We start from the raw sequence: 25022 nt of genomic DNA on the forward strand, positions 1-25022 counted from the left end.
TGTTAATTATTTAGCTTAAACAACTTTTACTACTAACCCGGAGTGAAATTGACCTATTTAGTTAATAACCCAGAAGAGTTCGCTGCTGATTCCTTAAAAGGATTCATTGCGGCGTATGAAAATTATGTGCAACCAGTACATGGTGGCGTAGTGCGCACTAGCGGCAGCCCGCAGGGAGAAACCGCTCTCGTAGTCGGGGGTGGATCGGGGCATTATCCAGCTTTTGCCGGCTGGGTAGGGCCAGGAATTGCCCACGGCGCAGTATGTGGCAATGTATTTGCTTCTCCCTCCGCCTCACAAGTGCGCTCGGTCGTAAAAGCTGCTAATAACGGCGGAGGCGTAGTACTACTTTTCGGTAACTACGCAGGCGACGTGCTTCATTTCGGCAATGGCGCAGAGCAGCTTCGCGCCGAAGGAATCGACGTGCGAATCGTGACTATCTCGGACGACATCGCTTCTAACTCTCCGGATAAACATGACGATAGACGTGGCATCGCGGGCGATCTTTTTGTAGTGAAAATTGCCGGAGCAGCAGCGGCAGCTGGGAAAGATGTGGACAAGGTAGAATCCGTGGCCAAAAGAGCTAATGAGCGCACCCGCTCCCTCGGAGTAGCTTTTACCGGATGCACTCTACCGGGAGCTCAGACCCCACTTTTCACCGTGGCACCTGGCACTTTCGGATTGGGTCTAGGAATTCACGGCGAAAAAGGCATCTCTGATCACGAGATGCTTCCGGCCCGCGATATTGCAAAAATGCTGGTAGAAAAGGTACTAGCAGAAGAGCCACCGCGCGAAAATGGCTACAAAGGCGGGGTAGGCGTGCTACTAAATGGGCTAGGCGCCACTAAGTATGAAGAACTTTTCGTGCTCTACGGATCAGTGGTAGAGCTATTAGAACAACGCGGCTTACAAATCGTAGCTCCCGTAGTAGGCGAACAAGTAACTTCACTGGATATGGCTGGGGTGTCGCTGAGCATTTGTTTCCTTGATAGCGAATTAGAAGAATACTGGCTAGCCGCTGCCGATACTCCGGCTTTCCGCAGAGGAGCCCTTTCTGTTGCAGAGAGTGCGGCGCCGGCGCGGCGAATTGTACAGGATGAAGAAGAATCCGCTATTCCCGCCGGATCTCCTGAATCTGCTGCTTTCGCCGAAAAAGTGGCAAAAATCCTCGAAGTTTTTGAAAGTACGGCACGCGCAGCAGAAGCTGACTTGGGGCGGATAGACGCAATAGCGGGCGATGGCGACCACGGGCAAGGTATGACTCTGGGAACTACCGCGGCAGCTAAAGCAGCACGCGAATGCGTAAACGCCAAAGCGGGAGTTCGCACCCTACTGGTGCGCGCCGGCGCCGCCTGGGCAGAAGGAGCCGGTGGCACTTCTGGCGCACTTTGGGGAGCAGCCCTAGGGCGCACCGGCAATTCACTTTCTGATGAGCAGGCACCGAGCACTCGAGAAATCCTCCAAGCCGTAGCTGCCGGAGCACGGGCAATACCAGAAATGGGCGGTGCAAAGGTCGGCGATAAGACCATGGTGGATGCAATTATTCCTTTTGCAGAGGGAATCGAAAAGCGCCTCGATTCAGCGGAGCCCCTAGCAACAATCTGGGCGGCAGCAGCTGCAGAAGCCCAGGCAGCTGCGGAAGCTACTGCAAATATATCGGCGCAAAAAGGCCGGGCGCGTACTCACGGAGATGCCTCTATCGGCACTCCAGACCCGGGCGCCATTTCGTTCTCTCTTTTAATGCGGGCAGCTGCTGCTACACTCTCCTAAACAAAAAAAGCAGCACTACCGAGTATGCCAGCCGGCGTGAATTCTCTGGATTCCGCCGGCTGGCAGCTTTTCATCTTTCGCTTTCTTCACTTTCTCCGCTCTATCTGGCGAATAATTTTCTTTTCACCTATTTCGCTACCAGCTATAAAATACTCGAAATTTCAAATATTGTGTAAGACTGAAGAAGTAGGTATAAGAAACTATTTAAGGAGTGTTTATGTCTACTTTGGAAAATAAATTCGATGAAGCCGCCGGGAAAGCTAAAGAAGTAGCAGGCGAAGTGGCTAACGATAAAGATATTAAAGCAGAAGGTAAGATTCAGAATACCGAAGCAAAAGTAAAAGAAACGGCTGAAAATATCGGCAAAAAAGCTAAAGACGCTGCAGAAGATATTGAAGCAGGCGCCAAGAAACTGGCCGAGCGAGCAAAGGATGCTCTGCACGGCAAAGACAAGAAATAAAGTACCAATAAATTAGAGTTGAGGGGAGCCTCCGGATCAAAATTCCGGGGGCTCCCGCTTTTAATATTTCTCTTCGTTAATAGCTATCTTCTCTAATAACTCTTTTTTCTAGTACCGCTTTTCTTAATATCACTCTTCTCTCCCGCAGCCTTATTTATTGAGCTGCTGGCGAGAGCGGCGGCATATTTCCAATCCACCGATCCCCAGACCTAACATCGCTATAGCAGCAAGAAGAGCATTACTACCGGTCCGCGGCAGCTGTGGTGTAGGTGGTTCTTCTGGTTTAGGCGGTTCTTCCGGTGTAGGAGGCTTCTCCGGCGGCGGCTGCGGCGGTTTATAAGTATTGGTAAATTCCACTACCTTTATGCCGCTAGTATCGATATTTTCCTGCTGCGTCACCACAAATTTGCCCCGCAAATTCTCCGGCAAATTCTCCACTATTTTATAGCTGAGTGCTTCTCGGTCAGCCGGTGCTTTCGTTAATTCACTCGGGGCATACTTCGGTAATTTTTCCAGCACAAAACGGAAATCTTTTCCGCCTAGCGTCTGAAAACTTCCCGGGCGTAGATATTTCTTTACCGGTTCCACGCGCACTTTATTCTCGCCCTGATAGGTCTCAATCTGGAAATTATCGATATAGTTTTCCATATCCATATTTTCCAGTAGCTTTTGCCCACCAGTCCACTTTTTCTGCACCAAAATCTCTAGATAAGGCACTATCTCCACTTCCCCACCCGGAATGCGGTTAAAAAGTGGTTGATTGCCAAAATCTTTCACCTTTGCTTGGAAATTAATCGTGATATTTTTTTCGGCGCGATAGGCAATCTTGGTATTGAAATTAAAATCTACCACTTTGCTTTTTTCATTATCGATTAACTGTATCTGCCGCGAAGTAGCATCATATTTCACCTGATAATTAACGCTCGGCGCACCGTCTTCTAAAATTTCTAAAGTACCATTTACCATTTCTAGACGTTCATCTAAAGTGTCTACCAGGGTGATGGTGTTTTTAAATCCTAGATCTACGTACTTGCCGTATTTCAACACTAATCGATGATCTCCCGGAATTTTTCCTTGGAGTTGAAAATCGATTACATCGCCGCGCGCTGCAAAAGCCTGCTTAGTACCAGCTGGGTCGTCAGCATTTTTAATCACTTTGCTAAATTTTGCTTTCTGCGGTACTAACAGCAAATAAGGATGTTTATATCCTACATAGGCGCGGGATTCCGCACTTCCGTCAAACCGACTATCCGTACCCCCATAAGGATTAATCCACACTTCTTTATCCGGGCTCGCAGCAGTAAATGCCTTTACGTGCGTACTGCCATCTTCTTGTAAACGCAGTTGATACTGCATAGATAGATCATAATTTTCTTGAAAATTAGCATTAGCCTCGAGAATTTTTATCGTATATTCTCCCGGCACTACCTTTGTGAAATAGTAGCGAGTCACCCCTAATTGAGGGTCTCTATCGGTGCGAGATTTCTCCACTAAGTTTCCCGCAGAATCATATAGCCCTAATACGAATCCAGATTTGCCAGAAGCCGTGGCGAAATCGTCGTAATTTACTTTCTCGATATTAGAAAGCAGAAAATATACTTTCTTTCCCAAAGTGACATCTAAAGTATTGGTAGCGGCGTCATATTTCTGCTCCGCAATGGAATAATAAGGATATTTCTGCGGAAGTTGCGGCAGCGAAAGCGCGGCCGTTTCCGCTACATCGGCAGCATTGATATCGAAAGTAAAATCGCCTTTACCGAGCGGTATATTTAACTGCGGGGCGGCTTGAGAATCCAACTTTCCATTGATAGCAAATTTCCATTTGGTATTCTCACCCAACACTTCAAATGGGCGCTTAATATGCACATGGAAAGTCTTATTTACTAACTTTACTTCTTTAAGCACTAGCTGGTAATCTGCACCCACTTGCGCTACTTTTTGCACCGCATAAAACTGCTTCCCGCCGTCTTTCCGGAAAGTGAGCAAAGGCAGTTGCGCCTCCGCCGCCGGCTGCAAAGCGCTAGGCAATAATTCACCTGCGTCGTCATAGGAAATATCTTCTAGAAAATAGACGCCAGTGGCATCTTTGGTGACCGATACATTTTGCAGCGCACCTGAATTTTTATTTTGTAGCGGAAGCTGGAAATTATCTGGGATACCGGCTACTGCTTTCCCCTCTACCTCGCTAAAACTAAGAGTACGGCGTGCCTTTATCTTCTCTTTTAAGACGGCGTTTACGGCCGGATTGCCCTGTGCATCCGCACTAACTTTTACGCGCACCGTATCGCTTATATCCCGCAAATTTTTCACCAAAGTAAAAGGAAATTCTTTACCGAGTGGATAATCAGCTGCATCTCCTAAAAATTCTATTTCGTATTTTTTCAGCCCATTGGCGAGCGGAGTAGTGGAGGTGACGTCATCCTGCTCAATTTCATAACTCTCAGCAAAAAATCCTGTACCTTCTTTGATTTCGAGATTAGTAATTTCCTCTTTGCTGTAAATAGTGAAATGCAGAGTCACCTCTGCTTCAGCGGGTTCCGCACCCGCGGGGGTAGCCACGAAAGGCAATACTAAACCCCAAGCTAATAGGGAAATAATGAGTATCAATACTCGCGATTTTACTTTCGTCATACTCTTAAAAATACTCCCGTTTTATTTAGTGAGCGCGGAGTTGTTTCGTGCTCAAATTAAATACCTCATACCCATTTATTACAAATAATAGTAAATAAGCTAATTTAGGCATAAGATGCAGAACTTTTTGTGACTAGCCCGATAAGAAATAGTTAAATCATCTAAGTGCTGCAGATAATAATTTGCGGGCACGCTAAATTCCACCGTGCCCGCAAAAGTAATTATTTACTTATTTGCTATGCAAAAACTCTGCCGTAATTTAAGCGGCAAATTCCTAGCAAGGTACACCACTATTACCAAGTTATCTAAAACTAGCTATATCGCTATTTTAGAGAAAAATCGCTATTTTTCCTTGATATATCGTTTCCTCGCTAAATAGTAAGTACATAGGTGCCAAAAATCTTCCATATTTCTAAAAGGAGCTATACATCACGCAAAGCTATATGGCGCGAAATCTGTGCGCCACAAAAATTCTGCAGCGAAAAGTACTTACCCAAAACCGGGTAATACCGGTAGACGTAACGGAGATCGACGTCTAGACTTAAGTTCTCCGGTAAATGGATTGGCCTCGGTAATCTTCCCCAGATTTTACGCCGAGGCCAATTCGCCTTTCTCTGGCAAAGTTGTCTATTTCTGATTTTTTAAACTGGAGGAAATTTCCAGCGCATCCGCCGCGCTCTTTTCTAAAACTATTCCGGCAATTATTCCTATAGTTATTTTCACGTTTCTGCTCCTGCACTTCCGGCATAAAATAGCGTTTTTTTGATACACTATTCCAGGTTAAAGAATCCGAGATTTCCACCTCTAGGTGGCATAATCACAGCAGCTACTAATTTTTAGAGGAACCATTTTGAGCGGGAAGTTTGCATCGCTGAAAACAGCCGGAGGCCTACCGGATACGGTATACGACCAACTCCTAGATCTTTTAACTTGGGGTGATCTCCCCCCAGATTCTGGACTTTCCATAGACGGGTTAGCAGCTCAGCTGGAAGTCTCCCCCACTCCCGTACGCGAAGCTTTAGCTCGCTTAGAAGCTACTGGCTTAGTGCAACGCAAAGCCCGCCGTGGATATCGGGTAGCGAAACCAATGTCGCAAGCACAAATGCGGGAATTAGTAGATGCTCGCCTCGTATTGGAGATGGGTACAATTGCGCGGGCGATGCAGCATCGCAATGAACTGCTCCCCGATCTAGAAGCTGCTTTTAAAAGACACCAAAAAGGTGCCCAACGAATTTTAAATATGACGGCGGAAGATAATCAGCCAGAAGCTGTACGGGATTATTTTGCCGACGATTGGTCTTTCCACGAGGCGATATTGAATCACTGCGGCAACCGCTATTTAGTGCACGCGGTAAATTCGCTTTCTTTCCGCGTGCATCGTATGCGCCAAGCAATAGGATCCGGAGTATCTGACGCCGAATATGCCCTCGCAGAGCACTTAGAGATTCTAGAAGCGGTACGCAGAGGAGATACCGCTGGCGCAGTCGCTGCTATGGAGCGGCATCTCGATAAATTAGATATTCGAGTCGCCCAGAGCTAAAGAACCCAGAGCTAAGAATAGCGCCGAAACTGGAACTAAAGAATAACGCGCTAAAAATTAAAGCCGCTTTTCTAAGAGAATCAAAATCTCAGAAAAGTGGCTCTAATAATAATCTAATAATCAACAACTACAGTGAGGTGCGCGCTGCCGTTTCTTTTGCTACTTCCCAAAAAGCCTGCGGATCGTGAGCGAAGCGCCCTAAGAATAATCCATTTATGCTTTCATCTAGTTGGGAAATAAGCCCCGGCCCAGCAGAACCACCATAAAGAATAGTGAGGTTCAAATCCTGCGTAGCGGCATTTTCTGCTAGTTGCTGGCGAATATTGCGGCAAACCTCTGATACGTATTCCGGACTGGCTGGTTTCGGCGCACCGATTGCCCAATAGGGCTCGTAGCCTAACCACAGCTCAGCTGGTTTCCCGTAACGCAGAGCAGAAAGTACTTGCTCTAAGCAAATCTGCGCTGCTTCGGCGGCTGACATTTCCGTCGCTTCACCTATGCAGAGCAGCGGAATTAAATCATTCCGCGCCGCAGCTTCCACTTTGCGCGCCACCATATCCTCGTCTTCTCGGAAAATGGTGCGGCGCTCAGCATGCCCTACTTCTACTACCTTTGATCCCAACTCAGCTAAATCGCTACCGGATACTTCGCCGGTGAAAGCGCCTCTATCAGCTGGTGCTAAATCTTGCGCACCCAACAGAAAAGGAGAATCTTGGAAAATCTCCGCCGCTTCTACTTGAGTGAGAAAATCCGGCAATACCGCTAGGCGCACTTTCGCCGCAGTATCTGGATCAGCAGCCGCTAAATCCCGCACTGCTTGGCAATAGGAAAGAGTGCGGCCGCGCGGAAAATACATTTTCAGACTGACGGCCGTAACCGGCTTTTGCATCAGTTCGCTCCTTCGTATTCGCAAATCCGCGCTACTTTATCCCGCGAACGCGAATTCGGGTCGAATTCATGCTTCAGATATTCTTCTAAGAACATTTCTGCAGTCTTAATACCCACTACCTGCGCACCAATCGCAATCATATTGGCGTTATTGCTAAGAGTAGCCCGCTGCGCCTGATAAATATCCGTGATGCAAGCACAGTAAGCGCCCTTTACCTTATTAGCAGCGATAGAAACGCCGATGCCGGTGCCGCATACCACTACTCCGCGATCATATTCCCCAGCAGCTACTGCTTCCGCTACTGCTACTGCTACATTGGCGTAAATGGGATCATCTGCGCCGAAATCTTTTACTTCATGGCCCAGCTCAGTAGCTTTTGCCATCAGTGCTTGCTTTAATTCAGTGGCGTTCGGATCACAGCCAAATGCGATTTTCATTTTTCTCCTCTTATTTCTATTTTTAGTAATTTTATTTTACTAAATCTATAAAAGTTTTTCCCGGCCTCGCCCACGTTAACTCTTATAAATCTGCCAAAATTATCATATTCCGAAAAAGTAACAGCGGTGCCAGGCTCATTTCACTCCAAGTTTTAAGAGTAGAGCCTGGCACCGCATTTACTTCGCACACCTATCGGAGAGAACTTTACATTGGGATCGGAATTAGGAAGGCACCGATCAATGCTTGTGCGAAGATGAAAATTGCCGAGATAAAGGAGCCGAGAGTGTAGGTCTTTAACCCTCCCGTCACCGTCAAACCCGACATATTAGTCGCCACCCAGAAGCCAGAGTCATTCACATGCCCGATAGAATTACCGCCGGAGAGGCAAGCGAGCGCTATCCATACCGGGTGAATTCCTACCGCCGGGGCGACGGAGGCCATAATCGTCATGGAGGTCATGCCGGCTACCGTGCCGGAACCTTGAGCTACGCGGAATATCATTCCAATCAGGAAGCCGAGGCACATCACGCCAAGAGTGGAAGAAGTACCGGTCGAAAGCTTGGAAACTATTCCGTCTCCCACGCCAGCCTTCGCGATTACCGAGGCGAAGGCACCGCCTGCGCCAGTAATGAGAAGTACTACGCCGGCAGCTTTCAAGCCCTCTCCCACCGAATCTTCCAATTTATCGCGCCCAATGTACTTCACGGAAACTAAGTAGGCTCCCAAAGTACCGAGCAGCATGGCGATGAGTTTATTGCCGAAGAACTGCGACCAAACCGGTGCTTCGTCAAAAAGCGCATTGCCTACCGTACCGAGAAGAATACAGACGATTGGAATAATAATCGGCAATAAGGCCAACAAGAAAGGCGGAGCTTTTTCCACCATCTGGGTGGCGTTACGCCGAGCAAGGAGCTCATCGGTGACCGTCGAGGAATGATTTACATCTTTTTCCTCGTTCCAGATATTGAACCGATGATGAATCCATGAGAACACCAAGTTGGAGCAAATTACCGTAATGAAGCCGACTACCAGGCCTACTCCCAGCATAATTCCCAAATCAAATCCGAAGATATCGGCAGCTGCCAACGGGTTCGGAGTAGGCGGTACCACACAGTGAGCGGTGGTGGCACCGATAGTGAGGAATCCCGTCACGTAGGCCATTTTCATATTGATCTTGGCGGCAATGGTGATGCCAATCGGAATCAAGATTACGAAGGTGACATCGAAAAATACCGGAATCGAGAGCACGAATCCGGCCAAGGAGACTGCCCACATTGCTTTATTCTCTGGGAATATCGCCATAATTTTATCGGCGATTACTTGTGCTCCACCTGAATCGGAAAGCAACTGCCCCAACATTATTCCAAAGCCAATGGGTAAGCCAATGCCAGCCATCATATTTCCGAAACCACTCGAAGCAGCATCAATGGTGTCTAGTAAAGGTAGCCCAGTGGCTACGCCCAGATAGAGAGCAGCAATTACCATGGAAACTGCTGCATTCAGTTTAAGAGCGATAATTCCGATTAAAATTATCGAAATCGCTATTACTAGGTGAATGATTAGAAAAGTAGGACTCATGAATTTTCCTTCCGAAATATAGTTTCAGAAAAATCAGTGCATGTGCTTTCCACCGTCTACGTTCATTACTACTCCGTTTACGAAAGACGAATCCGGAGAGCAAAGGAAGGAGCAAACTGCCGCAATTTCTTCCGGCTGCCCCACGCGATCGAGCGGGATATTAGAAGACATGCTGGCTTTCCGTTCCGGAGTGAGCTTGCCGCCCATGATTTCCGTATCAATCGGTCCCGGGGCCAGCACATTGCAGGTAACGCCGTAGTGACCAAATTCGCGAGCGCCACCACGGGTAAGGCCTACGATTCCCGCCTTTGCTCCGGCGTAGAGACCCTTGGAGAAGGTGCCGCCACCGTCATAAGCAGTAATGGAAGAGAAGTTTACGATCCGGCCGAGCTTATGCTCTTTCATGAGCTCAAAAGCTTCACGCATAAGCAGGAAAGTACCGCGGCAATTTACGCGGAATACCCGTTCGTATTCTTCGATGGTGGCTTCGCCCATCGGGGTAGGAGAAGCTACGCCCGCCGGATTTACCAATGCCACTAGCTGCGGCAGCTCCGCCTTAATTTTGGCAAAAGCGGCTTTTACGGATTCTTCATCTGCTACATCTAGGTGCAGACCGATGATTTTCTTTTCCGGGAATTCTGCAGATATTTCTTTTACGAAAGCATCTACATTTTCAAACATGATATCGCCGACGGCTAGGTCGTAACCATCTTGCAGGAGCCGGCGTGCTACTCGGCGGCCAATTCCAGCCGGAGCTCCGACACCAGTTACGAAAGCGGCGCGTTGTTGTGGAAATTCCATTTTTCCTCCTAGAAATTTGTGTATAAAAATTGGTATCTCGATAGTTAAAAGTTGATTACGAATATCTTGAACAGATAAATAAATTTATTTACTTGTGCCCAGCGGCGGGGCGTCTCTGCCCAGCCACCGTAGCTTCTTGACTGCCAAATTTTTTGGCTGGCAAATTTATTCCATAAATAGTTTTTGCGAATCCCGCAGCACGCTGCGGATATACTTAGCGTTAGTGGCACCTACTCCCAGCCAATCACCACCGTAGTGTTCAGTCTGGAAGACGCCGCGATAGCCAAGACGAAGAGCCTGGCGAATTATCGATCGATAATTAATCAAGCCGGTTTCGAGCGGAGCCGGCGCCGAGAAGTAAGCACCCGTGCTCGGATCTTCATCGCGAATATAGTTCTTTATATGCCAGTAGTTAGCATAAGGAAGCACTAAATCAAACATTTCCTGATACCCAGGCATAGGCCGATGCAGGCGAATAAGGTTACCGATATCAGGATTTATCCCCACTGCAGCGTGGTCACAATCTTTTACGAAAGCGACGGCATCTTCCGCAGTGCCCAGGTAGGTATCTTCATACATTTCCAAAGCAATCTCCATGCCGTTTTGCGCGGCATGATCAGCTACTTCCCGGATTCTCTCAATCGCCAAGGGGCGCAGTTCCGCACTATCTTTATGCCCATCGGCATACCAGAACCACTGCGCTTTTTCTTGCGCCGGCGTCAAATCTTGCATAAAACCAACGTTGAGTATGTGTGCACCTAATTCCGCAGCCCGATCCAGAGCGACGTGCATACGCTGCACATATTCTTCCCCGTGCGCTTTATCTACCGGGCTGCGCCGCCCGAAAGATACGCCCGGCACCGCTAACTCGTAGCTGGCGAGCAGTTTCTTAAATTCTGCAAATTTTTGGCTACTCATTGTGGATATATTGACCCAGTCATCGATAGGGTCTATTGCCTTATAACCAAGAGCCATTACCTGCTCAATATGATCGGCCCACTCTGAAGCAGCAGCTTCGTTCAGCGGTGTACCGTCGGCAGCTTTATTGCCGAAATTCATTTTGCAGGAAATAGGCCAAGTATCTGCCGTATACATGTATCTCCCCTCATTGGGATTATCTAAATTGCGGAAACTCCTCTTGCTTTCAGGCTATATCCCCAAAAGATTTAGGAGCAAGACCTCCGATGTCCCTTATATCCTATATCCTATACGATTCTTGTGCAAGCGTTTTTTCTAGGCCACGTGCCGCACCTTATAGATAAGGATTGCTCCCAGCAACGCCAAACTTCCCGAAAGAATATAGAGGCCGGCGTAACCTCCTAAATACTGCAAAGATGCTGCCGCAAATACCGGCGCGAGCGCATTCGGGGTAACTACGGCGATATTCATAATTCCAATATCGCGCCCACGATTCGCTGGGATGGGAAGCACTTCGTTGATAAGTGCCTGATCTACCGCCATATAAGTACCCCAAGAAATTCCCAGTACTAGAGCGGCAATTATTACTAAAACGAATTGCGCGGCAAAAGCCATAATTAAACAGGCTATCGCCACTCCCGCCGAGGCGGCAGCCACAAAAATCCGCCGCTTGTGGAGATGGTCAGAAAGTAAGCCAGAAACTACGGCAAAAATAAGTACTGCCACGGCGTAGATGCCGGTCAAAATGAGTACACCTAAATCCGGATCGGCAAGTTTTATTTTATCGCGCAGATAGTAGAAGAGATAAAAAAGCGCCGTCACATTACCGAGAGTTACCACTAGGCGCGCGATAAATACCCAGCGGAAATCCGCATAAGGATGGGCAGCTTGCGCTTGCGCACCCACTGGCTGGCAAGAAGCGGCAGTAGCTTCATCTTTATCTTTATTTATGCGTGCAAAAGCCAGCACCTTGCTCCCAGTAGGCACATCGCGAAAATGCAGTAAAAATTGCATTACCAGTAGCATAGTAGCGGCCGCCGTCACCCAGTAAGCCGGGGTAAGAGAAAAGAGCGTGCCGATAGCCGTACCTAGCACCACTGCCAAAGTGTAAGTGAGGCCAAGTACCCCCGATACCAAACCGTACTGCTGGGTAGGTACCGTATCAGGAGCGACTGCTTGGCAAGCTCCCACGGCAGCCGCAATTACAATTTGAAATATCGCCCACGCGAGAATCATTTGCGCAAAATTAGGAGCACTACCTAGCCACACTAAACATAGAGCCGGTATGAGAGATCCGAGGAAAATCCAGGGGGCGCGGCGCCCGAAACGCGAACGCGTCCAATCCGAAAGATAACCCCAGAGTGGCGTAGCAATTACTGAAACTACCCCACCTATCGCCATTATTAAGGCAAAATACTTTTCTTTTTGCCCATCTCCGTAGAAATTAAGGACTTGTTTGGCGATTAGCAATTGGCTCGGGGCGGCCCAAGCAATATTGATGCCCAAATAGGAGAGGCCGTAACGAGCAATCCAGCTGCGCGAAACACGCGGGCGAGCATGCGGATCAAGGAAGTTATTTACGCGCGTATCGCTGCTCATGGCAGGCGTACCTCCGCTTCGCTGCGGTATTCTTGCCCACTCACGTATTTGCGATACATTTCAGAATCAATAAGCCGCTTAGCAATTATTTCTTGGTAAAAATGCCCTGACGGTTTAACTATGCGCTCTTTGGTGTGGGGGTCGAGATATACCAAACCGAAGCGAGCGGCCATACCCTCACTCCATTCAAAATTATCTACAAAACACCAGTAGTAGTAGCGCTCAAAAGGTAAATCACTAGCGGCAATGCAGCGTAGCTGATCGTAAATAAAGCGCGGACGGAAAGATTCCAGCTTTGTATCGGCAAGACGCGGCGCCGCAGAAAGCTCCCCAGTATCGCAGGTGCCATTTTCCGTCACCCAAATCGGCCCCGGATATTTTTCAAAAAGCTTCTGGGTAATTTCTATTAAACCTTGCGGATAAATTTCCCACCCTAAATCATTACGGGGAGTACCAGGCACTACCCCGTCATCTAATTTGCTAGTAGCGGTACGGGAATAATAATTTACCCCCAAGTAATCGTAGTATTTTCCTTTGGCAATTTTTTCTTTTCGGCCAGCTGGGCGAGGCGAACCGAGCAATGGATGAAAACTTCCACCCAGCATGGCATCGCTCAGTACGTCTTGAAAAGCAAATTCCGAGAATTTAGTGAGCTGACGCTGTAGGCGGCTTTCCGGATTTAACGGCACAAAGGGGCGAATATGGTGGGCAAATCCTACTTTAGCTTCCGGCTGTAATCGATGAATTAGCCGATAGGCGAGGCAATGAGCTTGCGCAAGATGAAGCAGATTAGCACGCACTTTACGCCAAGATTCTTCGTTCGGCGGAGCGGTGTGGAAAAGATAGCCTTGCGTCACATATACATTTGGCTCATTAATGGTCACCCACTCATCTACCAAATCTTTTAAGGCATTTACCACGTATTCGGTGTAGCGGAGAAAAAGTGCCACTGATTCTGGGTTAGTGAATCCGTCTTTATCAGCAAACCAAATCGGATTACTGAAATGATGTAAAGACACCAGCGGAATAATGCCGCGCGCGCGCAATTCACTAATTTCTTCTCGATAGTGCTCAATAGCGGCAGTGGAAAACTTTCCACACTCCGGTTCAATACGCGCCCATTCGAGTGACATCCGGTACACTTCGATACCTATTTCACTGAGGAGTTGGGTGTCTTCTCGCCATTTCTCCCAATGGTCTACGCAGCGCTCAGGGTGAGAGCCGTCTTTTATATTTCCGGGAGTATTCGCCCAGCGGTACCAATCATTATTGGTGTCGCCGCCTTCAATTTGCAGGCTGGCGGTGGCGGTGCCTAAAAGTAAATTCTTCGGTATCTGTACTTCGTTGTAAAGATTCTCGCTTCGCATGGAATCATGGTAGCGCACTTTTTCATTCTTTTCGGTTTTCAGTACCTATTTTCAGTACCTATTTTCAGTACCTATTTTCAGTACCTATTTATCCCGAGCAGAAAGCCTTTTTATCTAGAAAAAATGTTTGTGAGAATGCAGAATTTTATGCTATTTTATCTCTAAGACTGCGCAAAAAACAGTCTGCCAGTAAAACATACTGGCAAAGAGAGGAAATCATGGAGAAACGCACACATTTAGACCGCAGACTTACCAGCGGTCAAGTTGCAATGATTGGGCTTTCCGGTGCCCTAGGTACCGGCCTTTTCCTCGGTTCCGGCGCGACGATCGCGTTAGCGGGGCCGGCCACAATCATCAGCTATATGTTGGCGGGCTCTCTAGCACTGGCAATAGTCTGGGCGCTCGCCGAAATGGTCTCTGTACATCCCGTACCTGGCGGTCACGGTGCCGTCGCGGGGCAGTATCTAGGGCCATTCGGCGGCTATATAGCGCGCTGGAACTTTGGTATTCAATCTTTCGTAGCAGTGGGTGCAGAAGTGGTAGCTAGTGCCACTTACTTGCAGCACTGGTTCCCCAATCTGAATTTAGGCGTCGGCACCGTTTTGTGCTCCGTTTTTGTGATTGGGCTTAATCTCGCTACCGTACATCTTTACGGCACCAGCGAGTACTGGTTTTCAATGATTAAAGTGGTAGCAATTTGTGCATTTATTTTGCTCGGGCTATCGCTAATTTTCGTAGGCTGGCCTAGCCCAAATCCGCCGACCGGTCTGAGCAATCTGACTACTCATAACGGTTTTGCTCCCAATGGTTTAGGAGGAATTCTCCTCGCTGCCTGTATGGCTATATTCTCTTTCGGAGGAATTGAGAATGCTTCTGCCGGAGCGGCAGAATCTGAGCATCCAGAGCGAGATATTCCCCGTGCCGCCGGGACTATGATTTGGCGGCTGCTGATTTTCTACATTTTGGCAGTGGGAGTAATAGTCACGATGCAGCCATGGACGGAGACGGCCGAAAGTGGCACCATCGAATCTTCGCCTTTCGTAAAGGCGCTCGATCAGGCAGGAGTTGCAGCGGCTGGGCACATTATGAATTTCATTCTGATTGTGGCAGCGCTTTCCGCAGCTAATGGCTGCCTCTACGCTTCCAGCCGGATGATTCATTCGTTGGCGCTAGACGGCATGGCTCCGAAATTTGCCGCGCGCACTTCCGCACAGGGTTCACCGCGTGCCGCCGTCGTTATAGTGAGCATTGGCATGGTAATTGCCAGCTTGCTCGCTATTTTCGCAGCTGATAGTGCCTTCCAGTACCTAATGGGCTGCGTAATTCTCGCCGTATTAGTCACCTGGATAATAGTGCTTCTTACGCATTTGCGCTTCCGCCAAGTGCGAAAAGAACAAGGCAAACCAGATGCGCCGGCACGGCTCTGGGGCGCACCGGTAGTTAATTACCTAGGTATAGCTGCCTGCTTGTGCGTATTTGCTGTACTCTGGTGGCAAATTCATGCAGCTTGGGTAGCAGGCATCCCCTACTTAATTTTACTTTTTGGTTCCTATTTCATCTGGCGGCACTTCCACCCGGACTATAAGCCGCAACCTCTTCCAGAAGGTCACTAATACCAAAAATTAAAGTGCTAGAGGATGCCAAGCCGGCTCTTCGGCTTAGCTAACTTAAACTGGGCAGCATCTTAAAGATGCTGCCCAGTATTTTTTGTTGTTTATTTTATATCGGCTATTTTCTTAATGATTTTTACCGATCTTTAACAGCAAAATTTCTTAACGGCAAAATTCATCTGCCCATAATTCTTGCAAGGGCGGAATCCTCCCGAGCATATCGTCTTCTAACAAATACCAGCACACGCCGCACTCTGGTTTCGGAAACTCATTGCGTGTTTCTAAAAGCTGCGTAGGAGTGACTATTAAATCGATAGCGGTATCGTAGGGGCGCACTTCTACCGGCACGTCTACTACCTGGCAATCATGCCCCACCGCCACAATTTTCGAATCAGTATCCACTAAGCCTTTGGTGTAGAGCATAGCCCATTCCAGATCAAAGTAACCGTGCCCCTTTCCGAAGCGAATACCACTGGGAGTAATCGCAGAAGCTCCCGAAACTAGCACCGGAATCTTCGATATTTCTGCTGCCAGTTGCGCAAGGCTCCGATGCTGCCAGAAACGCTGAATACCGTCTAAAGTGGAGGCTAAAGCTTCACTTCCAGCCGGCACCCATTCCGGGCGCAAGAGAAAGAAGCCCCGCGAGATTCCATAATTGGTAATAATCATGGTCTTGCCATCGCGAATTATGCGCTCGCGCAAGGCCTCTAGATTGTTATCCGGAGTCACAAAGAGAATATCGGCGTTTTTATAGATATCCGTGCGGCAAAAAAGCTCTGCGCATTTTTCCGAGCCTTCATAGTCAGCTATGAATTCAGCAAAATCCCAGGAAAACCGCGAATCCGGGCGAGCTACTTTCCGCAGCTTTTCCCAAATCATTACGCGCGCTTCAGCTGCTTCCACTATTTTTCTCCTTCTTCCATCGGCAAATTTTCCGCCGTCTTGCTGTCCTTATGATCTTTTATAAAAGCTCCTACTTGAAAAGCATATACGCCTACCAAGCTGGTTAGGGATGCTATTACCAGCACCGCAAAGAATCCGCTTGTATACATAAAATTTACCTTTCTTTCCGCTGCTCACACTAAGCGATATTTTCAATCTCGGTACGTAGACGCGCAAAATCAAATTCTTTTTTACTGAAAAGCGCCCACAGTAAAGTAATTGCGGTGGAGGTACCTAGAGCCGTCAAGAAGCTCCACAGGCTCTGCCCGCTGAGGAACATAGGAATTCCGGAAACTATTCCTGCTGCACAAGCAATAAAGGCACCCATGCCACCAATCCGCCGGAGATAGAGCCCGCCGATTATTGGTACTACAGCTGCACAAGCTAGCAAATCCGCCAATAGCAGCAAGAACAAAATTGAAGGAGCGCGGTAAGCTACCAGCATTCCGAGAGCGCCAAAAAGGACTACTCCTATCCGGCCGGCCAGCACGGCTTGCTGGGGAGAAATCTGGGGTTTTAGTACACGCACCACATCGAAAGAGAAAATGGAGGAGAAGCCCGCGAGCGCGTCTCCACCGGTAGACGAGGCCGCCAGCACTACTACGATGCTGAATAGAGCCGTAATCCAAGTAGGAGTATTTTCGAAAATTACCATTCCGGAGACGATCGAGGTGTGTGGCACCTGCGTACCGAGGCCAATCGCGGCGAAACCGAGGAAAGCCGCCACTATGGTAAGGGGGAATACCATTACTGCAGCTGCTCCCAATGAACGATTGATGGTCTTTTGATTTTTGGCCGTGTAGATACGCTGCCAGAGAGATTGATTGAGTAATTCTGCTGCCGTGACGGCCATAATTATCATTACGGCAAATTGCATCGAAGGATCCCAAGCAATATCTAAGAATTCGGGGCGAGCAGCGCGTACGCCTTCGTAGATAGAAGAAGTACCCCCGAGATTAAAGAGCATATAAGCTGCCGGTAAGAAAATAAGCGGAGTGATGAGAAGCGATTGCAAACCGTTCGTAGCTATAGCTGCTTTTACGCCACCGATGCCCGCAAAATATAAAGTAGGAAGGCCAATGGCCAGCACGGATATCGGCATGGGAATTCCGCCTACATACTTAAATATAAGCGCCGCACCGATTAGGTTCGAGACCAGCAGTATGAACATATAAATGACCGTTACAAGGGTAGTCATTAATTGCATCGGCGTACCGTAACGCACCTTTGCATATTCCGCAATGGTATGCCCTTGCGGAATGAGGGAGCGGATTTTCCGCGAAATTGGAATGAAAACTAAATACGCTACGGTAAGAGCCAAAGCGTAGCCAATCATCGCCGAAAGTCCAGAAGTATAAGCTGATTCTGCTGGGGAAAAGATTAATCCCGTGCCGACGGCGTAAGAAATCCAGGTGGCCGTCATGAGCGACATCGTCACATTGCGTCCACCCGTAAAATAGTGTTCACTATTCTTCATTTGGCGTTTGCCGATATAGGTACCTATAAGGGCTACGCCTCCTCCTACACCTATACCTAATAATAAAATTATCCAACCGAGGGTAGTCATAAGCGCCTTTCCAACTTTTATTTAAGTGTGTAGACCTTTTGAGCGTAATAGCTCCTATAGGATATTTTTACGTATTCCAAAGAATGGACGATTTCTGTTCAATATATAAAAACGTGGTCTAGCTCTCGGAGCTGGAGATTTTGAAGCGGAATTTTCCGAGCTAGAACTTTCGGGACCAAGACTTTCCGCACCAAAACTTTCGGAGTCAAAACTCTCGGAGTTGGAACTTCGGGAGCTAGCCGCAAGAGGAAACTTCTTAAAAAATAAACGAGTGGGCAGCGGGGATATCTTCTCCACTGCCCACCCGTAATATCAGGGATTTAAATTAAGCCCGTGCAAATTAGCTAAACCACGCAATAAGCTAAGCTAATCAGCTAAAAAGTAGCTGCTGAATGGGGCCCATTACGAAGTAGAGCACGAACATTACTGCCACAACCCACATAAGTGGATGTACCTTCCGGGCCTGCCCAGCCGCTACTTTCATAATGACGTAGCTAATGAAGCCCGCACCGATACCCACCGTGATCGAGTATCCGAAAGGCATAAACACAATTGTGAAGAATGCCGGTACCGCAGCGGAGAAATCATCCCAGGTAATATCGCCTACGGAACGCACCATAAGCACACCTACCGCTACCAACGCCGTAGCTGCAGCTTCACTCGGTACTAGCGATACGAGTGGAGCTAGGAACGTGGAGAGTAGGAAAAGAATTCCGGTGACTACCGAAGCCAAGCCGGTGCGAGCTCCGTCAGCCACACCCGAAGTCGATTCTACGAATGAGGTATTGGAGGAAACGCCACCCATACCTCCTGCAATTGCGGCGATGGAATCGATGAGCAGAATGGCTCGTGTACGTGGCGGATTGCCGTCTGCATCGAGTAAATCACCTTCGGAAGCCACTGCTACCATGGTACCCATGGTGTCGAAGAAATCGGCCAGCATTACAGAGAAAGCCAGCACTACCACGGCAATTACGCCGAGCTTCTGGAAGGGGCCGATCAGTGAGAACTGACCGAGCGTGGAGAACTGAGGAAACTGCACTAGCGAATCGGAGATGGTCGGCACCGAACCAGCCCAACCACCTAGATTTTCTTCACCTTTCGGGCCGATTCCCCCCACCGCTTCCGCAATGAACGCAATTATTGTGGAGGAGAGAATACCGAGAAGAATTGCACCTGGAATCTTGCGCAGCATGAGTACCAGGGTAATGAAGGCGCCGAGAATAAATACCACTAGTGGCCAAGTATCAATAGAACCGGCGTTGCCGAAATTCATTAAGGTCGGGCCTTCTTTATTGCCTTTGACGATGCCAGCATTAGCGAAACCTACTAAAGCCACGAAAAGACCAATACCTACGGAAATAGCGGTACGCAGGAATTTAGGAATCGCCCGGAAAATTGCTTCGCGCAGGCCGGTGAGCACTAGAAGTACAATTACGATACCTTCTAGCACGATTACGCCCATACCGTCTGCCCAGGTCATACCAGGAAGCTGCACAATTGTGTAAGCTACTACGGAATTCAAGCCCAGGCCAGCAGCCAGAGCGAGAGGGAAATTCGCCGCCGCACCCATCAGAATGGTCATTACACCAGCTACTAGGGCAGTAGCAGCAGCGATGGCCGGAATATTAGCTTCCGAACCGCCTCCGAGAAAACCGCCGGTAGAATCGGGGCCAGAAAGAATAATCGGATTTAAGACGAGGATATATACCATCGAGAGGAAGGTGACGAAACCGCCGCGCACTTCCCGCCCGATTGTAGAATTACGCTCTTTAATGTGGAAAAACGAAACTAACCAGTTATCTTTTACTTTTGCATTCTGCTTAGAAGCAGCTTCCTTAGTTGTATTCACCTTTGCAATAGTAGGCGAGAAAAGCGCTCTTTCTCGTCTATTTAATCTTTTTAAGATAAATTTTCTCAAATTATGAGATAAATGCAGGGAAAAGTGGCGGCGCTTACAACCAAAATCAGTGCCTTGCTCTCCGGCGCATCATCTTAAGGCCTATTATTTTATGGCCATTATTTTATGGCCATTATTTTAAGGCACATCCGCCTGGACGGCTTTTCCGGAACCAAAAATATCAATCTCTCCGTCTTGCAGTCCCAGAAATACCGCTTGCCCTTTTTTCAATACCCGGCGTTCCGCCGCCGTACAGAGCGTAATCTCACCCGCCAAACCAAAAATAATTCGCGGTCCAGCGTTGCGGAGCCGTTGCACACCTTGATTTTCTTCTACCGTAATCACCGATAGTTCAAAATCGCGCACCGGCGCATAGTAGGTAGCCTGCACAGGAGATATTTGCTCGGGGGCGATTCTAATTGGCGGCGCAGCCAGCATATCTACCACTTGTAAAAGTTCGTATACATCTACGTGCTTCTCCGTGAGCCCCGCCCGCAAGACATTATCGGAATTTGCCATTATCTCCACACCCATTCCCCGTAAATAAGCGTGTACCATGCCGATAGGAATATAGAGCGCTTCCCCTGGCTGCAAAGTAACCGGATTGAGCAGTAAAGACACTACTACCCCCGGATCTTCCGGATAATATTTTGCCAATAACTGCACAATTGCATCTGCGCGCCGGGAAGGCGATTCGGCGGGATTTCGCGCTGCACAGGCTGCCACTACTTCCGCTATTTGCTCCGGAGACGGGCGGCTTTCCCTATCCAATAAATACTTAAATACTGCGCCCACTCCAGTTCCTGCTGGTAGCTCTACCAGTAGTTTTAGCATTTTTTGCGTGATTTCCGTATCTAAGCCCTCCAACACTTCCCGAATACGCCGCGGAGAGCGAAAACCAGCCAGAGCTTCAAAACGATCCAAAGCATAAACTAATTCCGGTTTATGATTCTTATCTCGATAGTTACGCTGCGGGGAGCTAAGTAAAATTCCCTGCGCATTTTCCCGACGATACCCCAGCTCTGCCTGCGCAGCTGACGGGTGTACTTGCAGAGAAAGCGGGCGCTGTGGAGCAATCAGTTTTAATAAATACGGTAATTCCTGCCCAAATTGCCGCTGTACCTCTGGCCCAAGCAACCACTCAGAACCAGTCAAAAGATAATCGCGCAGACTTTGCCGGTCTAAATCATCCGGCTCCGGATTTACCGAAGCTAAAGCTAGGGCCTGTGGGTCTTCCGTAATATAACTCGAAGCTGCCGGATGAGTACCTAACCACAATTCCGCTAAAGGGTAATCGGCTGGCGGATAGCCAAAAAACTCCGGAATCGCTTGGAAAGAACCCCACGCATAATCGCGCACTCTACCTTGCAGTTGCTTCATTTACTGCTCGCTTCTTATTCGCGATAACGCAGTATTTCTAAATCTGCCTCGTTCAATACTGGCTCTGACTGCTGCCAAAGCGTGGTGCGCTTCTTAATATCCGTCTCTGAATGGGAACCGCAGCCGTGATCGAGGGAAACTACTCGACCGTCAAAAGCTGACCATTCATTGGCACAAACGCCGAATACTCCCCGCGCCGAGCCAGCCATTTTCATTAAATATCCACAGGTAGAGCAGGATTTTCCTGCATCTCGCACTGCTTTCGTATTGGCGCCTGCATCAGAATTGTACCAGCGCTTAAAAGCTGCAGCGCGCCCCTTTGCCGAAAGTACGCGTTCCCGCCCTAGGCCTAGCTCCCATTGCGCGGCCGCATCCATATCTACACCCGTTTCACCATAGCTTTCCTGCAACTCAACTAGGTCAGATTCGATAGGCTCTAAATTAGAATCATCTGGGTTATAGGGGAGGCGATCTTCGGGATCTACATCTTCCGGGCGCAGCCGATCAGCCCACGGGGTCCAATCTGGAGCTAAAAGAGCCTCTTCCCCGGGCAGCAAGGCCACTTCATTTACCGTCACTTCTTTTTTATGAGCAGCTCTCACTAAAGTAACTGTCCAAAACCACCCAGAGTAACCAGGCAAAAGGCAAATAAAGGCATGCGAAACTACCCGCACATCTTCTTGTAGTACTCCCGCATGCGCTCCGATATTTTCCTCAGCAGTCACGCTCAGGAGAGCTTCCCGCGCTAAATCAACTGCTTCTGCAAGCAGTTTTTCTTTCGGCAGTTTCGCCTTAGGTGCAATTCTTCGTTCAGACATCAAAATCCTCTGCGAGTGCCCGCAGCCCAGCAGCTATCCGCGCGCCCCCTTCTGGGTAACGACCGCGCCGTAACTGATCAGTAGATCTATCCAGTATCTTAATTAAGTCTTCGATTAACGGCAGAATTTCCTCTGGACTGCGCCGGTTCTTCTCCGCCAACGATTCTTCTTTTTTAATCACTGATACCTGCAGAGCTGCCTGCCCGCGCCGGGTATCTCCCAAGCCGTATTCCACAAGCGTACCGGGGCGCAAACGCGCTCCTAGCGGTACCGCGCTTTTCGGTAAATAAACTTCTCGGCCGTCTTCGCCAGTAATAAAACCAAAGCCCTTCTTTTCATCAAAGAACTTCACTTTTCCGGTGGGCACTTTTCTCTCCATTTCTCAAAGTATTTCCTGCGGGGCGCGCAATCTAAAAACTACTTTACCTTCCGCCCGCCAGCGCAGCTTCTATAATCATATATCGAAAGCGAAGGCCGGGGAAACTGACGTATTTATCTTCTCTATTCTACCTACTGCTAGTTATTCCTACTTCTACTCTTTCAAAGCTCTCGCGCAAGTCCCTTACTTAAGCTCCACGTTCAAATCCTTCGCTCAAGCCCCACACTCAAATTCCCGCACTCAAATCCACGCTCTCCACTTCCGTTTACCCTTTCTACTCTGCCCCGCCAACAATAAAGGTGCGTTAAAATGAAGAATAAAATACAACCCATTGAAAACAGCGTTTACGCATAATTGTGCAGGTATCAATATGAATATTCGGCAAAAATTTTCCCTCTTCCTCCTTGCGTTCACTTTAGGTGGGGTGCCGCTGTCGGTAGCAAGTGCCGATAGCCTAGGTGCTGATCTAAGTGCAGATAATTCGCACACCGCTACTTTAAGAACCTTCAATCCAAGCGGAAAACTGCACAGCGAAGAACCACTCGATTTGAAAAGTAATTTTACCGATGCGGCGGGAGTAATCTCCGATAAAGAAGCCGTGACGGCGGCACTGCAAAAAATTCCCGGAAAAGATTTGTGGATAGTGCTAGTAAAAAATTATGAAAGTGCCGATGGAAAACGGTGGGAAGGAGAGCAGTGGGCGAAAGAAACTTTCCAGCGTTCCCGCTTAGATTCACACGACGGCTTAATAGTTATTTCGGTGGGCACCTCAGAACTTTCCTACTGGACCGGAGGAAGTGAAAACGGCGTCACCACGAAAATAATAGATCGCGCCACTAACGCCGATGTGCTCGATCTTTTCAGTGCTGGAAAGTGGCAAGAAGGCGTGCTGCTTATTGCAGAAAATGTGCACAAATTCTACAATAACGGCCCCACGGGTTCTTCCAGCTTCAGTATGCCGATATTTTTACTTGCAGGAGGAGCTGCGGGAATTGGTATCTTCCTCTATCTGCGCCGCAAGAAAAATTCGGGAGCGGGGGCAAAAACGGAAGCGGCCAATAAGAAAAAATCTGCCACCAAGCCAGAAACTTTAGCAGAACTTTCCCGGCGCGCCAGCGCCGAGCTATTACGAGCAGATGACGCCGTACGCGATGCCCAAGCAGAGCTAGAATTTGCGCGCGCCGAATTTGGCATACAAGATACACAAGAATATGCAGCTACGCTGGCAAGCGCTCAAAAGAAATTAGAGAAAGCTTTTACGCTGCGCACAGCGCTCGGAGATGCTTATCCGGAGAGCCCCCAACAGCAGTGGCAGATGAATAGCGAAATTTTAGCTTTGGTAGATAGTGCGCTTACAGAGCTACAGGAGCAAGAAGCCGCGGTGCAGAGACTGCGCGATCTGGCGGAGCACGCTGGAGAAAAGGCCGCTGAATTGGCAGAACGCTTAAAGGAAGTGCAGGCAGATCTACCGCATTTAGAAGCGGAAATTTCTCATTTAGAAGGTAGCGGAAATGAAGTTTTGGTAGCTCCGCTGCGCAACTACCCGCAACAGATTACGATGCTACTCGAGGCGGGAGAAAAAGCCTTGGCAGAGGCACAGAATCAGCTACAGGAGAATAAGCACAATGCCGCTGTGCCTTATGTGCGGATGGCCGGAGAGAGTCTGCAACAAGCAGAAAAGCTGCGGAAACGGCTGCTAGCGGCACCCGAAAAACTTGGGAAAGCCACAGCGGAGTTAAAGGCTAATATCGCTTCTTTACAGGAAGACGTAGACTACGCCAATCAGCTACCGCAGGCGGAGAAAAATATCTTGCAAGCGCAGGCGGCAGCGCAAGCGATATTAGAGAAGGCCCGCCCAGCCGTGCAGGATAACTCCGGAATCGATTTGCTAGAGCTGAATGAAGAGCTGGAAAACGCAGAAATAAATTTGGATGCCGCATTAGAGAATGTACGGGAAGAAGCAGAGGCACGCCGGCGGCTACAAGCACATATTGAAAGTGCCGCAGCACAGAGCGAAAAGGCATTGGCAGCTGCAGAAGATTTTATTAATAGCCACCGTGCCGGAGTAGATAATCGCGGGCGCACTCTGCTGGCGCGCGCTCATCAGACGCAGGCAGCGGCAGCAACTGCCGAACTATCTGAGCAGCTAGAGCTGTATAAAACTGCACAAACCGAGGCTCAGCAGGCCCTAGCAGCAGCTATGGATTCAGTGCAAACAGCTGCGGATAATAGCAATAGCGGATCTAAAAATGGAAATATGGATGGAGTGGTAGCCGGAGTAATACTTTCCTCCATCTTCAATGGCATATTTAATTCTGGAAACTCTACCTGGGGTGGCAGCGGAAACTTTGGTGGCTCCGGGAGCTTCGGCGGTTCAGGTAATTTTGGCGGCTCGAGTAGCTTTGGAGGCTCGGGCGGCAGAAAGGGATTTTAGG

At 48.7% G+C, this 25022-nt stretch carries 20 protein-coding genes; 5 read left to right on the top strand and 15 right to left on the bottom strand.

Features of this window, described 5'->3' with window-relative positions:
* The first annotated feature begins 42 nt into the window (after nucleotides 1-42).
* On the top strand, nucleotides 43-1770 hold the full coding sequence (locus BQ7117_RS00465) for a dihydroxyacetone kinase family protein (RefSeq protein WP_272914086.1): 1728 nt from the start codon (nucleotides 43-45) through the stop codon (nucleotides 1768-1770).
* A gap of 217 nt (nucleotides 1771-1987) precedes the next feature.
* Nucleotides 1988-2230, top strand: coding sequence for a CsbD family protein (locus tag BQ7117_RS07595; protein WP_073995715.1), 243 nt, complete (start codon nucleotides 1988-1990; stop codon nucleotides 2228-2230).
* Nucleotides 2231-2380: 150 nt separating this feature from the next.
* Here the strand turns inward: BQ7117_RS07595 and BQ7117_RS00475 are convergent, their stop codons facing one another.
* A complete protein-coding gene (locus tag BQ7117_RS00475; RefSeq protein WP_073995716.1) occupies nucleotides 2381-4861 on the bottom strand; it encodes an isopeptide-forming domain-containing fimbrial protein in 2481 nt (826 codons plus the stop codon).
* 850 nt (nucleotides 4862-5711) lie between these two features.
* Between BQ7117_RS00475 and BQ7117_RS00480 the strand changes: the two genes are divergently transcribed.
* Nucleotides 5712-6401 carry a GntR family transcriptional regulator gene (locus BQ7117_RS00480; RefSeq protein WP_202613005.1) on the top strand — a complete coding sequence of 230 codons (690 nt, stop codon included), beginning with the start codon at nucleotides 5712-5714 and terminating at the stop codon, nucleotides 6399-6401.
* A gap of 127 nt (nucleotides 6402-6528) precedes the next feature.
* Here BQ7117_RS00480 and BQ7117_RS00485 read toward each other — a convergent pair whose 3' ends face one another.
* The 7 genes from BQ7117_RS00485 to BQ7117_RS00515 form a co-directional block, all read right to left on the bottom strand.
* Nucleotides 6529-7290 (bottom strand): triose-phosphate isomerase family protein, encoded by a 762-nt coding sequence (locus BQ7117_RS00485; RefSeq protein ID WP_073995717.1) that lies wholly within the window; start codon nucleotides 7288-7290, stop codon nucleotides 6529-6531.
* Nucleotides 7290-7727 carry an RpiB/LacA/LacB family sugar-phosphate isomerase gene (locus tag BQ7117_RS00490; RefSeq protein WP_073995718.1) on the bottom strand — a complete coding sequence of 146 codons (438 nt, stop codon included), beginning with the start codon at nucleotides 7725-7727 and terminating at the stop codon, nucleotides 7290-7292. Before BQ7117_RS00490 ends, BQ7117_RS00485 begins: the two co-directional genes overlap by 1 nt.
* A gap of 205 nt (nucleotides 7728-7932) precedes the next feature.
* Nucleotides 7933-9306, bottom strand: coding sequence for a GntP family permease (locus BQ7117_RS00495; RefSeq protein ID WP_073995719.1), 1374 nt, complete (start codon nucleotides 9304-9306; stop codon nucleotides 7933-7935).
* Nucleotides 9307-9339: 33 nt separating this feature from the next.
* The gene (locus BQ7117_RS00500) at nucleotides 9340-10107 is read right to left on the bottom strand and encodes an SDR family NAD(P)-dependent oxidoreductase (protein WP_073995720.1); all 768 of its coding nucleotides are present in this window, start codon (nucleotides 10105-10107) and stop codon (nucleotides 9340-9342) included.
* 165 nt (nucleotides 10108-10272) lie between these two features.
* Nucleotides 10273-11202 (bottom strand): sugar phosphate isomerase/epimerase family protein, encoded by a 930-nt coding sequence (locus tag BQ7117_RS00505; protein ID WP_073995721.1) that lies wholly within the window; start codon nucleotides 11200-11202, stop codon nucleotides 10273-10275.
* Between the two features lie 138 nt (nucleotides 11203-11340).
* On the bottom strand, nucleotides 11341-12624 hold the full coding sequence (locus tag BQ7117_RS00510; RefSeq protein ID WP_073995722.1) for an MFS transporter: 1284 nt from the start codon (nucleotides 12622-12624) through the stop codon (nucleotides 11341-11343).
* The gene (locus tag BQ7117_RS00515; protein WP_073996907.1) at nucleotides 12621-13991 is read right to left on the bottom strand and encodes a glycoside hydrolase family 1 protein; all 1371 of its coding nucleotides are present in this window, start codon (nucleotides 13989-13991) and stop codon (nucleotides 12621-12623) included. Before BQ7117_RS00515 ends, BQ7117_RS00510 begins: the two co-directional genes overlap by 4 nt.
* 218 nt (nucleotides 13992-14209) lie before the next feature.
* On the opposite strand from BQ7117_RS00515, the gene BQ7117_RS00520 reads away from it, so the two are divergent.
* Entirely contained in the window at nucleotides 14210-15604 is a 1395-nt protein-coding gene (locus BQ7117_RS00520) for an amino acid permease (RefSeq protein ID WP_143273934.1), read from the top strand.
* 159 nt (nucleotides 15605-15763) lie between these two features.
* On the opposite strand, the gene BQ7117_RS00525 is transcribed toward BQ7117_RS00520, so the two are convergent.
* The 7 genes from BQ7117_RS00525 to BQ7117_RS00550 form a co-directional block, all read right to left on the bottom strand.
* A complete protein-coding gene (locus BQ7117_RS00525) occupies nucleotides 15764-16504 on the bottom strand; it encodes a 5-formyltetrahydrofolate cyclo-ligase (RefSeq protein WP_202613007.1) in 741 nt (246 codons plus the stop codon).
* Nucleotides 16504-16653, bottom strand: a complete 150-nt coding sequence (locus BQ7117_RS07675; protein WP_154662959.1) for a hypothetical protein — start codon at nucleotides 16651-16653, stop codon at nucleotides 16504-16506. The genes BQ7117_RS00525 and BQ7117_RS07675 overlap by 1 nt, the downstream gene beginning before the upstream one ends.
* Before the next feature lie 29 nt (nucleotides 16654-16682).
* Nucleotides 16683-18110, bottom strand: coding sequence for a sodium:solute symporter family transporter (locus BQ7117_RS00530; protein WP_073995724.1), 1428 nt, complete (start codon nucleotides 18108-18110; stop codon nucleotides 16683-16685).
* 370 nt (nucleotides 18111-18480) lie between these two features.
* Entirely contained in the window at nucleotides 18481-19962 is a 1482-nt protein-coding gene (locus BQ7117_RS00535) for an NCS2 family permease (protein WP_073995725.1), read from the bottom strand.
* A 186-nt stretch (nucleotides 19963-20148) separates the two neighbouring features.
* Nucleotides 20149-21390: a mannose-6-phosphate isomerase, class I gene (gene manA, locus BQ7117_RS00540; protein ID WP_073995726.1), complete on the bottom strand. Its 1242-nt coding sequence runs from the start codon at nucleotides 21388-21390 to the stop codon at nucleotides 20149-20151.
* A 14-nt stretch (nucleotides 21391-21404) separates the two neighbouring features.
* A complete protein-coding gene (locus BQ7117_RS00545; protein WP_073995727.1) occupies nucleotides 21405-22208 on the bottom strand; it encodes a DUF3027 domain-containing protein in 804 nt (267 codons plus the stop codon).
* A complete protein-coding gene (locus BQ7117_RS00550) occupies nucleotides 22201-22587 on the bottom strand; it encodes a cold-shock protein (protein WP_084789790.1) in 387 nt (128 codons plus the stop codon). The genes BQ7117_RS00545 and BQ7117_RS00550 overlap by 8 nt, the downstream gene beginning before the upstream one ends.
* 370 nt (nucleotides 22588-22957) lie before the next feature.
* Here BQ7117_RS00550 and BQ7117_RS00555 point away from each other — a divergent pair, with 370 nt between their 5' ends.
* Nucleotides 22958-25021: a TPM domain-containing protein gene (locus BQ7117_RS00555; RefSeq protein WP_073995728.1), complete on the top strand. Its 2064-nt coding sequence runs from the start codon at nucleotides 22958-22960 to the stop codon at nucleotides 25019-25021.
* Nucleotide 25022 lies beyond the last annotated feature (1 nt).

Origin of the sequence: Arcanobacterium urinimassiliense (assembly GCF_900119495.1) — a bacterium.
Taxonomy (GTDB): domain Bacteria; phylum Actinomycetota; class Actinomycetes; order Actinomycetales; family Actinomycetaceae; genus Arcanobacterium_A; species Arcanobacterium_A urinimassiliense.